Source organism: Ruegeria sp. AD9 (assembly GCF_056542305.1).
In genome coordinates this window covers 168,274-181,336 of sequence record NZ_JBQFZP010000005.1, presented here as the reverse complement: position 1 = coordinate 181,336, position 13,063 = coordinate 168,274, and the positions used below count along the sequence as shown (strand labels likewise).

Here is a 13,063-nt window from a genome sequence, read left to right as displayed (position 1 = left end):
CCATCATTATTCGAATTATATCCCCGGCGCTCTGACCCTCTGAGACGCCGGGCAAAGGTGTTTGAGAACTCGCACCGACCGCTTCGATCCAAGTACGACCAGATCATCCAAAGGACGCTCAAAATGTGCGCCGACACGATTCAAACGCCTGACTATAAAGACACGCTGAACCTGCCAAAAACCGATTTTCCCATGCGCGCGGGCCTGCCTGCACGCGAACCCGCATGGTTGGAGCGGTGGGAGACCATCGGTGTCTATGACCGCTTGCGCGAGAAAACGGGCCGCAAACCCTTTACTCTGCACGACGGCCCCCCCTATGCGAACGGCCACCTGCATATCGGCCACGCACTGAACAAGACGATCAAGGACATGATCGTGCGCTCCCATCAGATGATGGGCTTTGACGCGCGTTACGTGCCCGGTTGGGACTGCCACGGCCTGCCGATCGAATGGAAGATCGAAGAACAGTACCGCAAGAAGGGCAAGAACAAGGACGAGGTGAACATCGTCGACTTCCGTCAGGAATGCCGCAAGTTCGCCGAAGGCTGGATCGACATCCAGCGGGAAGAGTTCAAACGTCTGGGCATCACCGGCAACTGGCCTGATCCCTACATCACCATGGACTTCCATGCCGAGGCCGTGATTGCCGACGAATTCATGAAATTCCTGTTGAACGGCACGCTGTATCAGGGCTCGAAACCCGTGATGTGGTCGCCCATCGAGAAGACAGCGCTGGCCGAGGCCGAGGTCGAGTATCACGACAAGGAAAGCTTTACCATCTGGGTGAAGTTCAAGGTCGTGAACGCGGGTAATCTGGATGGTGCATTCGTCGTGATCTGGACGACGACACCTTGGACCATGCCGTCGAACAAGGCAGTCGTTTATGGCAAAGACATCTCTTACGGCCTGTACGAAGTCACCGGCGCGCCTGAGGAATGCTGGGCTAATGTGGGTGACAGGTTCCTGCTGGCTGACAATCTGGCCGCAGATGTGTTGGGTCGTGCCCGTTTGAACGACGATCAGTGGACCCGCGTACGTGATGTCGCCACTGACGAGCTTGAAGGTGTTCAACTGACCCACCCGCTGGCCGGGGCCGAAGGTGGCAATGGCGAATGGGACGATATCCGCGACTTCCGTGCCGCCGACTTCGTGACCGATACCGAAGGCACCGGTTTCGTTCATTGCGCGCCGTCCCACGGGATGGAGGAATTCGAACTCTACCGCGATCTGGGCATGTTGGAGCAGGTCATCACCTACAATGTGATGGATGATGGTTCGTTCCGTGCCGATCTGCCGTTCTTTGGTGGCAAATATATCCTGTCGCGCAAGGGTGGTGAGGGTGACGCGAACAAGGCTGTCATCGACAAGCTGGCCGAGGTCGGCGGGCTGCTGGCGCGAGGCAAGATCAAGCACAGCTATCCGCATTCGTGGCGCTCGAAAGCGCCGATCATCTATCGCAACACGCCGCAGTGGTTTGCATCCGTTGACCGCAAGCTGGACGACGGCATGGGTGAGATGGGGGACACCATCCGCGAACGTGCGCTGCGCTCAATCGACGAACTGGTCAAGTGGACGCCGCAGACCGGCCGTAACCGCCTCTATTCGATGATCGAAGCGCGCCCGGACTGGGTTCTCTCGCGCCAACGCGCGTGGGGCGTACCGCTGACCTGCTTCACCAAGAAAGGTGCCTTGCCCACCGATGCGGATTACCTGCTGCGCAACGCAGACCTCAACGCGCGTATCAAGGCGGCGTTCGAGAAAGACGGCGCGGATATCTGGTACACCGACGGGTTCAAAGAGAAAATCCTAGACGGCATCGCCAACCCCGATGACTACGATCAGGTGTTTGACGTGCTGGATGTGTGGTTCGACTCGGGCTCGACCCACGCCTTTGTTCTGCGCGACCGCGAAGATGGGACCGAGGACGGCATCGCCGATGTCTATATGGAAGGCACCGACCAGCACCGTGGTTGGTTCCATTCGTCCATGCTGCAGGCCTGCGGCACCAAAGGCCGTGCGCCTTACCGCAACGTCGTGACTCATGGATTCACGCTGGACGCCAAGGGCAACAAGATGTCCAAATCGCTGGGCAACACGATTGTGCCGGAAGAGGTCGTCAAGCAATACGGCGCCGATATCCTGCGCCTTTGGGTGGCTCAGACCGACTACACGGCCGATCAGCGTATCGGGCCGGAGATCCTGAAAGGCACCGCCGACAGCTATCGCCGTCTTCGCAACACTATGCGGTTCATGCTGGGCTCGCTGGCGGATTTCACCGAGGCCGACCGCGTTGCGCCCGAAGATATGCCGCGTCTGGAACGCTGGGTGCTCAGCCGGCTGGCCGATCTGGATGAGCAGGTTCGCAAAGGTTATGCGTCTTTCGATTTCCAGGGCGTATTCAGCGCGGTCTTTACCTTTGCCACGGTGGACCTGTCGTCCTTCTACTTCGACGTTCGCAAGGATGCACTTTATTGTGACGGCGACACGCCGCGCCGTCGTGCCGCGCGAACTGTGTTGGATATTCTGTTCCATCGCCTGACCACATGGCTGGCGCCGGTTCTGGTTTTCACCATGGAAGAGGTCTGGTTGGAGCGCTTTCCGGGCGACGATAGCTCGGTCCATTTGGTCGACTTCCCGGAAACGCCTGCGGATTGGCGTTTTGCCGAACTGGAAGAGGCTGTTACCAAAGTGCGCCGTGTACGCCGTGCAGTGACGGCCGCGCTTGAGATCCAGCGTCAGGACAAGGTGATCGGCTCCAGCCTCGAAGCAGCTCCGATTGTGCATGTTGAGGACAGTGAAACCCTTGATCTGCTGGTGACCTTTGACGTGGACGATTTGTGCATCACGTCAGGCCTGACTGTGACTGGCGACCCGGCCCCGGCCGAAGCGTTCCGCGTACCCGAAATCGAAGGCGTTGCCGTCGTGTTCGAGAAGGCCGAAGGCGAGAAATGTCAGCGCTGTTGGAAAATCCTTCCTGACGTGGGCCGCCACGCCCACGCCGGAGTTTGCCGACGCTGCGATGAAGCGCTAAGCTGATGGAAACCGCCCTCTCGATCTTTCGAGGGGGCGTTTTTCGTTTCACGTCTGCACGGACTGCGGTGTCGGATTAAACAGGTCAAAGCCAATGGCTGGGTCCTTCAGGGCCTTCCAGACCTGATAATCCGTGAAATATCCAGTGTGCCCACCAGGATCGACCGGGATGTTGCGATTTACGGATATCAGCCCGCCTTCAATCTCGGTCCCTACAAAGTCATCCTGCCGGAAGATGTTGAACCATGCGGCGTTCAGATTTTTGGGAACGACCGTGAACATTTCCGGAAAATAGCGCTGATAGATGTGGGTCACAGGACAGCCCATCGTGACCAGCGTCAGGGTGCGCCCGTCAATCAGCTTTTGCACGCGTGGATCGGCCAGCATCTGTGTAGCAATCACTGTGCCTTGTGAATGTGAGATCACCGTGATGTGGTCCGCGGCAAAGATATCCACCACGTAATGCAGCGCACGGTAAAACCGTTCATCAATCGCCTTGCGATCCGGATAATTGCGCAACCTGGTTTTAAGGTCCGCTTTCAGAAAGCACTTGTCGCGAATGGCATAGGTGACGATGTCTCTTGCCACGCCCAGCCCTGCCGCGACGAAATCGGAAAAGCGGTACATCAATGCTGTTGCACCCAGGACGATCAGGCCAATCTCGCCTTGTTTGCTTGCCAGTTTGTTCAAAGCCCGGCCAATCACGTTGCAATTGTCCGTTCCGATCTGACACAGGGGATCGACGTGCTGGCTCATCGCGATCTCTCGGATTGCGACTAGGGCCAGTGTGATTGCACCGAACAAAAAAACCCATTGTGCAAAACGATTGAGGATGGCGCGGCTGATCAGCCCGTCGCGGACATGCAGGTTTGCTTTCAACCTTCTGCGACCGGCAAACAGGCCAACACCGACAAACACAAGAAGGACAATTGCCGCAAAGGCAACGCTGAGCGTTTCGATGGAGTCACTGAGGAAATTGTCAAACAGACCGGTCAGTTTTCCATCCGAAAGCCCCGGAACCGTGTCGAGCATTTCCCGCAGCATAAGCCACAACCCGGATATAAAGAACATCCAGAACACCAACATCCCGGCACATATGCTGGGATACAGCCGTCTGTGTTCTTTCAGATTGTCTGCCTGAACCTTTTCATCAAGCCTGGTCGCAGAAAGCACGTACAAAATGATTGTCATGAAGATCAGTGAAGCCCAGAAGAACGCCAGCAGGTAGACCTGAAAAGCCACAAACTGCTCCAGCGTCGAAGGGCAGGCTGGGCTGCCCGGCAAGGGTGTGCAGGCCCGGATTTCCAGACCAAGCGGACCTATGATCAGGCAGATCAGCAGCAAGAACCCCATCCCGAAAATGCCGCGCCAGAATACGCGTCTCAGATAGGTCGGGGCTTTAAAGCTGCGCCTTAGTCCGTATGCGGCCCCTCCGGCGTAAAGCGTGAACAAGAGCCAGAACAGCAGGATCGTGCTTTGAAAGAAGATCCCGGGAACGCGATCGATCATCACGGCGAGCGCTCCGATCAGAAGATAGGCATTCAGGGTCGCGACTGCACCGAAGAAAACCCAGGTAAAAAGGTGAACCAGCCGCGCGGCCAAAGTGTTCCTGCCGTTGGCTTGGTCCGAGGCCACATCCGCGCGGCTATGCGTTTGTTCGGCATTGTCCATCGCCAGATAACCCAGTGCGAGAACAACCCAGATCAGGTCCAACGCTGTCTTAATGACACCTTTCGGGGCAGGTGAGCGATCTGCCCAGAAAACTTCGGCAAACATGGCCTCGTCCTGCGGTGCTGACGGTTTCGTCACCTTGCGCAGGTTGACCGGGAACAATGTCGCGCTTCGGGGGGTGCCGTCGAAGGTTGTCTCGGCCAGCTCGATCATCCCGCGCTGAACCTCAATCGGCGGTTCGGGATAGCCATCCAGCCAGGTTGTCGCGGCCCCGACGACCTGATCGACGGTCTCACCGGGTATTTGTTCGCCAATTCCATGAACCGTCAGGATCAAATGACGACCCATCTCATGCTCCAAAACTCTTTTTTACAATGCAAGTAGGCTAACATGATTACCGCAATTCACAAAATCCGCGCGTCGCGCAGCCCCTATGGCTTCCCCACTTGAACTTGGAGGATTGATCTGAAACCGTCATCCCATGGCGATGATTGCAGTTGAAACTCAGTTCGGAAGACTCGGGATCGAGGAAACCGATGGCGCCCTCACGCGGCTGGTCTGGGACGGCGAGGACGAGGGCGAGCCGACCGCTCTGCTGCGCGAGGCGGCGGCGCAGTTGATGGCCTATGACGCTGGTCGGCTTGACCGCTTCGATCTGCCCTACCGCATTCATGGATCGCAGTTTCAAAGGCAGGTCTGTGATCTCATGTATGCCATTCCCCTTGGGGAAACGCGCACCTACGGGGATATCGCCAAGGCGTTGGGGCAACCGGCGCAACCGGTCGGTCAGGCCTGCGGGGCAAACCCGATCCCCGTTATTATTCCCTGCCACCGAGTGCTGGCCGCCAATGGGCTAGGCGGGTTTTCCGGGTGCGGCGGGATCGAGACAAAGGTTGCACTGCTGCGGCATGAACGGGCGGCGGGTCTTTTGATCTGAGCCTCGAAATTCGGTTGCAATCCGGTTCTGGGAAGCACAACTTATATCAGTTGCTGAATTTGAAGGATCGCATTGAATGAGCACTGAAAATGATCGCGCAGCCCAGAAGAAGGCCATTATCGACCGGTTGATGTCGCTTGAGGCGGAGGAGCTTGCAACGGCGCAGGCCCATTACGATGCGTTTCTGAAGGATGCCCGACTGGACGACCGGGAAGGCCACGACAAGGATGACATAGCCGCATCGCGCGAAAATGCCGATCTGGCGGCTGCGTTTGACGCGCCTGTCCATGCGCATCATGCCAAGATCGATGTGATCGAGAATACCGATTTTGGGCTGACAGATACAGTCAAGCCGGGATCGGTGATCAGGTTCAACAACCGCAGCTTTGTCGTCTGTGTTTCGACGACCCGGTTTGAGGTGGGTGGAGATACATATATGGGGATTTCGACGCAAAGCCCGATCTATCTGGCCATGGCCGGTCTGCGAGCGGGTGACGTCTTTACCCATAACGGTACTGAATTTGAGGTTCAGGACGTTCTTTAAACCCGGTCCGGCAGCGCTCGTGTCAGGTACGGCGCTGCGGAATGACCTGTTGTGCGATACCCGCAAATGTCAGGTACAGGCTGGCGATGACCAGACCCCAGTGTGCCCAGCTTTCGGGATGAAAATCGACCCACGCGGCCCAGCCCGCAAAGAACGTCCATGCAAGGGCGACCGGCAAGGTCAGACTGCGCCAGCGTTCGGTGCGCACGGGGTGAACGAACTTCAAAGGTAGAAACATCGCAAGCGACAGCAGTGTGACCAGCAGCAGGATGATCCAGAAATTGGGTTCAAGCGCGAAGATCACGACAACGAACATGTTCCAGCATCCAGGAAAGCCGGAAAAGGAATTGTCCTTGGTTTTCATGCGAGTGTCCGCGAAATACATCGCGCTGGCGAAGGTGATGACAATGATTGCGAACCAGCCAGTCCACCCATCCATCAATCCGGATTTGAACAGCGCAAAGGCTGGAATGAACACATAGGTCAGATAATCGATGATCAGATCCAGCAAGACACCGTCAAACTCGGGCGCGTTCTTTTTGACGTGATAGTGCCGCGCCAGCGGACCGTCGATGCCATCAACAACGAAAGATACAACCAGCCAAAGGTACATTAGGCTCCATTTCTCTTCCACAGCGGCCAGCATGGCCAGCATTGCGAAAACAGCACCTGTGGCAGTGAAGAGATGTACGGCAAGAGCTTTGAATCTGAGTGTCATGTTAGGGTCATGACCGATGCACGCCAGAGATGCAAACCAAAAGCCCGAGGTTTCTGTTCGATGTATCGGTCACGCCTTGGGGTGCGCACGGTTGTAGACCTCCATAAGCCGCGCGGTATCCACTGCGGTATAGGTCTGTGTGGTTGACAATGAGGCGTGCCCCAACAGTTCCTGTATGGCCCGCAGATCTCCTCCGGCGGACAGCAGATGGGTGGCAAAGCTGTGCCGCATGGCATGAGGTGTGGCGGTTGATGGCAGCCCCAGTTGCATCCGTGCCTTAGCCATGACGCCCTGAATTGCGCGCGGGTTCAGAGGGCCGCCACGGACGCCCCGGAACAAGGCTGCGTCCTTCGCTTGCGGGTGGGGGCAAAGCTGAAGATATCGGTCAACCGCGTCTCGGGCAGCTGGAAGAACCGGGACGACCCGCTCCTTGCCGCCCTTCCCGACAATGCGCAACGTCTCGGGCAAGGGCGCGTCTGCACCGGTCAGAGACAAGGCCTCGGATATCCGCAGGCCGCATCCATAAAGCAGGGTGACAACCGCAACATCACGGGCCGCAACCCAGTCGGACACAGATTGCAGCTCGACCGTGTCAATCATGGCGCGCGCGGCGTCTTCGGCCAGAGGGCGGGGCAGTTTCTTGATGAATTTGGGCGCGCGGGTCGACAGAACGGCGGTGGGTTCAAACCCCTCTCGCTCGGCCAGCCAACGATAGAAGCTTTTGACAGCAGAAAGCTTGCGCGCCAGGGATCGCGCGCCAATATCCCCGTTGCGCTGATCCGCCATCCAGGCGCGCATGTCCGAGACGGTGATCCGTTCCAGCGCCTTCAACCCTTGTCGTTCCCCGTGATGAAGGGTCATGAAAGACAAAAACTCGGTGACATCGCCGCGATAGGCGGTCTGGGTGTTCTGGGACCGCCCCGCCAGCGCGCCCAGAGTGTCCAGCCAGTGCTGGAGCGCGTCGCGGCAGGCGGGTGAGATCAGGTTCACGACAGCCAGTGGCGCATCGAGCGTTCGAATACGCCGGAAAAGAAGGTTAAAAGATCGGTGCCGAGCTGCGGTGTGAAATGCCGCGGATCACGGGCCCCCATGACGATCATGCCCGGCAGGCGACCCGGACCGAGGTCCAGCTTCAGGCAGGCTTCTGAGTGCAACTGATCCGCCAGCGCGCCGAAAACACGTCGGTTCGGCTGATGAGTTTCGCGCAAGGTCACGTCGCGGACAGGGCCGCCGCGACCGTTCGTCAGGTATTGGTTGATAAAGCCGGGCTCTGCGATCGTCAGAACGCCCCCAAGCCTGTCGATGGCAGGATCGTTCTGAGCCACGGTGGTTTCCAGAACCAGCGTGATATGGTCAACCCGCAGGATATTTGCGACATCGGCGCCAAGGGCACGCAGGAAATCCTCGAATTCGACGGGTTCCAGCAAGCGCAAAATCGCGCGGTGTACCTGATTGGTGCCTGCAAGGTTTTCATAGGCCGCAGCGATGACCGAGCGGTGGGTATCTTCCAACCGGTCCAGCCGCGCCTCGAGCCGCTGCATGGCAATGCCGCGCAGATCGATCACATTATCACCCCGGGCGCGTTCGTTCGCGGCCACAAGGGCTTGCATCAGGTCCTTGTCGTCCAGAACGACGTCGGGCTCGGCCAGAATTGCCGCGCGGAGATTATCCTCGAGTTTGGGATTGCTGCTCATGTCCTGTCCGGTCTTTTTTTGTTGGGCGGCTTATAGCATGCCGAACCGGATTTGCCTTGGGAAAAATGCACGCAAGAGTGGATTTCCCAGGATGCTGTGGCGGATAGGCTCCCGCCTGCCACGCCCGATCGCAGATCAGGCTTTGGGCCGTTGGGCCGGGCACGGCGCCTGATAGCGCCGCGCGGTTGCACACCAGATCAGAGGATTTTCTGACCGGTTTTGGCCCAGTCTGCCAGAAAGGTTTCCAGACCTTTGTCAGTCAGCGGGTGATCGGCCAGTTTCTTGATCACGGCTGGTGGCGCGGTGATGACGTCGGCACCAATGCGGGCACTTTCGGTAACGTGGTTCACGGTGCGGATTGAAGCGGCCAGAATTTCGGTTTCGAATCCGTAATTGTCATAGACCTGACGGATGTCGGCGATCAGATCCATGCCATCCAGGTTGATATCGTCCAGACGACCGATGAAGGGCGAGATGAAGGTCGCACCCGCTTTTGCAGCCAGGATCGCCTGATTGGTCGAAAAGCACAGGGTGACGTTGACCATCTGTCCTTCATCGCTGAGCGTCTTGCAGGTTTTCAGACCGGCCCATGTCAGCGGAACCTTCACTGCGATATTCGGGGCAATCTTGGCGAGCTTGCGGCCTTCGGCGATCATGTCGTCAGCTTCGGTGGCGACAACCTCGGCGGAAACGGGACCGTCGACCAGATCGCAGATCTCTTTGGTCACTTCCAGAATGTCGCGGCCCGATTTCAGGATCAGCGAGGGGTTGGTGGTCACGCCGTCCACCATGCCCAGATTGTTCAGTTCAGCGATGGCGTCGATCTCTGCAGTGTCTACGAAGAATTTCATGAGGGCAGTCCTTTGATGGGTTGGCCTTGGTCGCGGATGGCTTTACCTCAAAGAGAGCCATGCTGGAACCCCCTGCAAAGGATATGCTGTGAGCGCTAACGGATTTTTCGACGAGGGAGAGCTGATTGCGGTGCTGACAACGCAACCGCTTGACCGGACGTTGGATTACAAAGCGCCCGAAGGAGGGTGCTTTCTGGGTGCGTTTGTCGAGGTGCCACTTGGTCCGCGCAAGGTGTTGGGCGTGGTCTGGGGGCCGGGGCAGGGCGGTTTCGATCTGAACAAGGCGCGATCGGTGATCCGTCTGCTGGAAGTTGCACCGATGCGCGAGGAAATGCGGGCATTCCTCGGCAAGGTTGCCGACTATACCCTGACACCGATGCCCGCGATGCTGCGGCTGGCGACCCGCGCGCCGGGGCTGGGTGACCCGCCGTCCATGCGCAAGATCTATCGTTTGGGAGCCACCCTGCCAGACCGGATGACCGACGCCAGAACCCGTGTACTTGACGTGTTGCGCGACTATGGCGGGTTGGCATTCACGTTAAAGGAACTGGCGGAACAGGCAGGGGTAACTTCGTCCGTTGTCAAAGGCTTGGTCAAGCAAGGCGCGGTTCGTGAAGAAGACAGCCCGCGCGACCTGCCGTATCCGCATCTTGATCCCGATTTGCCGGGAAAGGACCTGACCGAAGATCAGGCAAGTGCGGTTGCGCAGCTTCGCGCCGGGCAACGGACGGGGAATTACGGCACGACGCTGCTGAAAGGCGTGACGGGTTCCGGCAAGACAGAAGTCTATCTGGAGGCCGTGGCCGAAGCGCTGCGCATGGGGCGGCAGGCGCTTGTCCTTTTGCCTGAAATTGCGCTGACCGCAGAATTCCTGACACGGGTTGAGGCGCGGTTTGGCGCGCGCCCTGCCGAGTGGCATTCGGGCGCGACCATGACTGAACGCAGGCGAGTCTGGCGGATGGTCGGGCAGGGGGAAGCTCAACTGGTTGTTGGCGCGCGGTCAGCCCTGTTTCTGCCATATCGCGATCTGGGGCTGGTCGTGGTCGACGAGGAACACGACACCTCGTACAAGCAGGAAGACGGGGTGCATTACAGCGCGCGAGACATGGCGGTCCTGCGGTCTGCCATCTGCGGTGCGCGGGTGATTCTGGCCAGCGCAACCCCATCGCTGGAAAGCTGGGCGAATGCTGAGGCAGGTAAATATGATCGGGTCGACCTGACTTCGCGTTTCGGGGCGGCAGTGTTGCCCGAGATGAAGCCCATCGACATGCGGGCCGAACAGATGCAGGCCGGAACGTGGATATCTCCGACTTTGCGGCAAGCGGTGCAGCAGCGGATCGAAAAAGGCGAACAGTCGCTGCTGTTCATCAACCGCCGTGGCTATGCACCGGTTACCCTGTGCCGTGCGTGCGGAGAACAGATCGCCTGCGACCATTGCGACGCGCGCATGGTGGAACACAGGTTCCTGAAGCGTTTGATGTGCCACCAATGCGGTGAGACCAAGCCGATGCCCGAGATATGCCCTTCCTGCGGGGTCAAGGGCAAGCTGGCCCCGGTGGGGCCGGGGATTGAGCGTTTGGCCGAAGAGGCCGAAGCAACCTTCCCCGAGGCGAAAATCGCGATGCTGAGTTCCGATCTTTTTGGTTCAGCCCGGGCATTGAAAGCCAAGATTGAAGAGATCGCCGCCGGGGATGCCGACATTATCATCGGCACGCAATTGGTCGCCAAAGGGCACAACTTTCCCAAATTGACATTGGTTGGTGTGATCGACGCTGATCTTTCCCTTCACGGTGCGGACCTGCGCGCGGCTGAGCGTACGTTTCAATTGATGCGGCAAGTGGCTGGGCGTGCGGGACGGGCTGACAAGCCGGGGCAGGCGCTTTTGCAGACATTTCAACCGGAACACCCGGTGATCCGGGCCATCCTCTCGGGTGATGAGGAAGGGTTCTGGAAAGCCGAGGCAGCGGGTCGGCAGGCGGCAGGCGTGCCGCCTTATGGACGTATGGCGGGGATCGTGTTGTCGGGCCCCGAGGTCGGACCGGTCTTTGACATTGGCAACGCCATGGCGCGCAACGACAGCCCATTGCGCCAGATTGGCGCGCAGGTGTTTGGCCCCGCCCCAGCGCCGATTGCCCGTATTCGCGGACGTCACCGTGTCCGCCTGTTGGTTAAGGCCCCCAAGGGCGCACCAATCCAGGACGCCATCGCTCGTTGGATCGCCCCGCTGCGCCTGAAAGGCGATATCCGCCTGACCGTCGATATCGATCCACAAAGCTTTTACTGACTATTGCATTAACGCAGGGCCATTGTGCGCCGGTCGCTTCCCCCTCGCCAAAGTCGGGAAATGGGCGTAGAGGATTCTCATGCTGAAACCCATGCCCCTTGCCGAGGCGCAGAGCCTTCCGTTCTGGCGTCGTCCTGTCACGCTTCTGTTCGTGATGGCCTTGACCATGCCCATCGCGTTCAACGCGTGGAGCGCGCTGTTGAACAACTTCGTCATTGAGGCAGCGAATTTCGATGGGGCCGATATCGGCCTGCTGCACACGGTGCGCGAGATTCCGGGCTTTCTGGCGGTCGGCGTGATTGCCGTCATCATTTTCATTCGCGAGCAGGTGCTGGCCATGATCTCGCTGATGATGCTTGGGGTCGCAACGGCTTTGACGGCCTGGTTCCCAAGCCTTGGCGGATTGTTGTTCGTGACCTTGTTCAGTTCAATCGGGTTTCACTACTATGAGACTGTGAACCAGTCGCTTCAGCTGCAATGGCTTCCCAAGGATCGCGCACCGCAGGTATTGGGGTGGCTGGTCGCTATGGGCTCGGCAGCAACGATGGTGGTGTACGGGCTGATCGTTCTGACCTGGGAGCGGTTCGATCTGTCCTACAACTTTGTCTTCATGGCTGCTGGCGGTGCAACAGCTTTGCTGGCCCTGTTTTGCCTGTTCGCCTTCCCGCAATTCGATGCCCCCACGCCGCAAACCAAGAAACTGATCCTGCGCCGTCGATACTGGCTGTATTACGCTCTTCAATTCATGGCGGGTGCGCGGCGACAGATCTTTGTCGTCTTTGCCGGGTTCATGATGGTTGAGAAGTTCGGCTTTGAAGTGCATGAGCTGACCAGCCTGTATCTGATCAACCTGATGATCAACATGATGGTTGCTCCGTTGCTGGGTAAAGCGGTGGCCAAGTTCGGGGAACGGCGTACATTGATCTTTGAATATACCGGTCTGGCAATCGTGTTCGCAGCCTATGGTGGGATCTACTGGTTTGGCTGGGGCGTGCTGTTGGCGGCGACGCTCTATGTCATCGACCATGTTCTGTTCGCGCTGGCGCTTGCACTGAAAACCTATTTTCAGAAAATCGCCGATCCGGCGGATATTGCGCCAACTGCCGCAGTCGCGTTCACGATCAACCATATCGCCGCGGTTTTCTTGCCCGCGTTGCTGGGTTTGCTCTGGGTCGTGTCGCCAGGTGCCGTGTTTGGTCTTGCGGCGGCGATGGCGGTCGTTTCTCTGCTGTTGTCCCTGCTGGTTCCGCGCCACCCGGAACCGGGCAATGAGACCGTCCTGAGCAAATACGCGCCAGCCCCGGCGGAATAGGCCGCAAAGCTTGACGTTGGCT

General features: G+C 58.5%; 10 protein-coding genes. 5 read left to right on the top strand and 5 right to left on the bottom strand.

Annotation, left to right across the window (positions count from 1 at the left end; translation table 11 throughout):
* Nucleotides 1–123: 123 nt before the first annotated feature.
* Nucleotides 124–3,036 carry an isoleucine--tRNA ligase gene (gene ileS / locus ACR0AM_RS09860; protein WP_480622779.1) on the top strand — a complete coding sequence of 971 codons (2,913 nt, stop codon included), beginning with the start codon at nucleotides 124–126 and terminating at the stop codon, nucleotides 3,034–3,036.
* A 42-nt stretch (nucleotides 3,037–3,078) separates the two neighbouring features.
* Here ileS and ACR0AM_RS09855 read toward each other — a convergent pair whose 3' ends face one another.
* Entirely contained in the window at nucleotides 3,079–5,049 is a 1,971-nt protein-coding gene (locus ACR0AM_RS09855) for a hypothetical protein (protein WP_480622778.1), read from the bottom strand.
* A 133-nt stretch (nucleotides 5,050–5,182) separates the two neighbouring features.
* Here ACR0AM_RS09855 and ACR0AM_RS09850 point away from each other — a divergent pair, with 133 nt between their 5' ends.
* Together ACR0AM_RS09850 and ACR0AM_RS09845 are read left to right on the top strand one after the other, a co-directional pair.
* Nucleotides 5,183–5,638 (top strand): methylated-DNA--[protein]-cysteine S-methyltransferase, encoded by a 456-nt coding sequence (locus tag ACR0AM_RS09850; RefSeq protein WP_480473747.1) that lies wholly within the window; start codon nucleotides 5,183–5,185, stop codon nucleotides 5,636–5,638.
* Nucleotides 5,639–5,714: 76 nt separating this feature from the next.
* Entirely contained in the window at nucleotides 5,715–6,182 is a 468-nt protein-coding gene (locus tag ACR0AM_RS09845) for a hypothetical protein (protein ID WP_480494804.1), read from the top strand.
* A 22-nt stretch (nucleotides 6,183–6,204) separates the two neighbouring features.
* Here the strand turns inward: ACR0AM_RS09845 and ACR0AM_RS09840 are convergent, their stop codons facing one another.
* From ACR0AM_RS09840 to fsa, 4 genes are all read right to left on the bottom strand, one after another.
* On the bottom strand, nucleotides 6,205–6,900 hold the full coding sequence (locus tag ACR0AM_RS09840; protein WP_480494802.1) for a CDP-alcohol phosphatidyltransferase family protein: 696 nt from the start codon (nucleotides 6,898–6,900) through the stop codon (nucleotides 6,205–6,207).
* Nucleotides 6,901–6,969: 69 nt separating this feature from the next.
* Nucleotides 6,970–7,890 (bottom strand): tyrosine recombinase XerC, encoded by a 921-nt coding sequence (locus ACR0AM_RS09835; RefSeq protein ID WP_480622777.1) that lies wholly within the window; start codon nucleotides 7,888–7,890, stop codon nucleotides 6,970–6,972.
* A complete protein-coding gene (locus ACR0AM_RS09830; protein ID WP_480622776.1) occupies nucleotides 7,887–8,594 on the bottom strand; it encodes a DUF484 family protein in 708 nt (235 codons plus the stop codon). The genes ACR0AM_RS09835 and ACR0AM_RS09830 overlap by 4 nt, the downstream gene beginning before the upstream one ends.
* Nucleotides 8,595–8,791: 197 nt before the next feature.
* Nucleotides 8,792–9,445: a fructose-6-phosphate aldolase gene (gene fsa / locus ACR0AM_RS09825; protein WP_480622775.1), complete on the bottom strand. Its 654-nt coding sequence runs from the start codon at nucleotides 9,443–9,445 to the stop codon at nucleotides 8,792–8,794.
* 88 nt (nucleotides 9,446–9,533) lie between these two features.
* Here fsa and ACR0AM_RS09820 point away from each other — a divergent pair, with 88 nt between their 5' ends.
* Both ACR0AM_RS09820 and ACR0AM_RS09815 read left to right on the top strand, forming a co-directional pair.
* Nucleotides 9,534–11,729 (top strand): primosomal protein N', encoded by a 2,196-nt coding sequence (locus tag ACR0AM_RS09820; RefSeq protein WP_480622774.1) that lies wholly within the window; start codon nucleotides 9,534–9,536, stop codon nucleotides 11,727–11,729.
* Nucleotides 11,730–11,808: 79 nt separating this feature from the next.
* Nucleotides 11,809–13,041, top strand: a complete 1,233-nt coding sequence (locus ACR0AM_RS09815) for an MFS transporter (protein WP_480622773.1) — start codon at nucleotides 11,809–11,811, stop codon at nucleotides 13,039–13,041.
* The last annotated feature ends 22 nt before the right edge of the window (nucleotides 13,042–13,063 follow it).

Coding starts and splice junctions, on each gene's coding strand:
- ileS (WP_480622779.1), top strand. CDS start 124: ATGTGCGCCGACACGATTCAAACGCCTGACTATAAAGACACGCTGAAC.
- ACR0AM_RS09855 (WP_480622778.1), bottom strand. CDS start 5,049: ATGGGTCGTCATTTGATCCTGACGGTTCATGGAATTGGCGAACAAATA.
- ACR0AM_RS09850 (WP_480473747.1), top strand. CDS start 5,183: ATGGCGATGATTGCAGTTGAAACTCAGTTCGGAAGACTCGGGATCGAG.
- ACR0AM_RS09845 (WP_480494804.1), top strand. CDS start 5,715: ATGAGCACTGAAAATGATCGCGCAGCCCAGAAGAAGGCCATTATCGAC.
- ACR0AM_RS09840 (WP_480494802.1), bottom strand. CDS start 6,900: ATGACACTCAGATTCAAAGCTCTTGCCGTACATCTCTTCACTGCCACA.
- ACR0AM_RS09830 (WP_480622776.1), bottom strand. CDS start 8,594: ATGAGCAGCAATCCCAAACTCGAGGATAATCTCCGCGCGGCAATTCTG.
- fsa (WP_480622775.1), bottom strand. CDS start 9,445: ATGAAATTCTTCGTAGACACTGCAGAGATCGACGCCATCGCTGAACTG.
- ACR0AM_RS09815 (WP_480622773.1), top strand. CDS start 11,809: ATGCTGAAACCCATGCCCCTTGCCGAGGCGCAGAGCCTTCCGTTCTGG.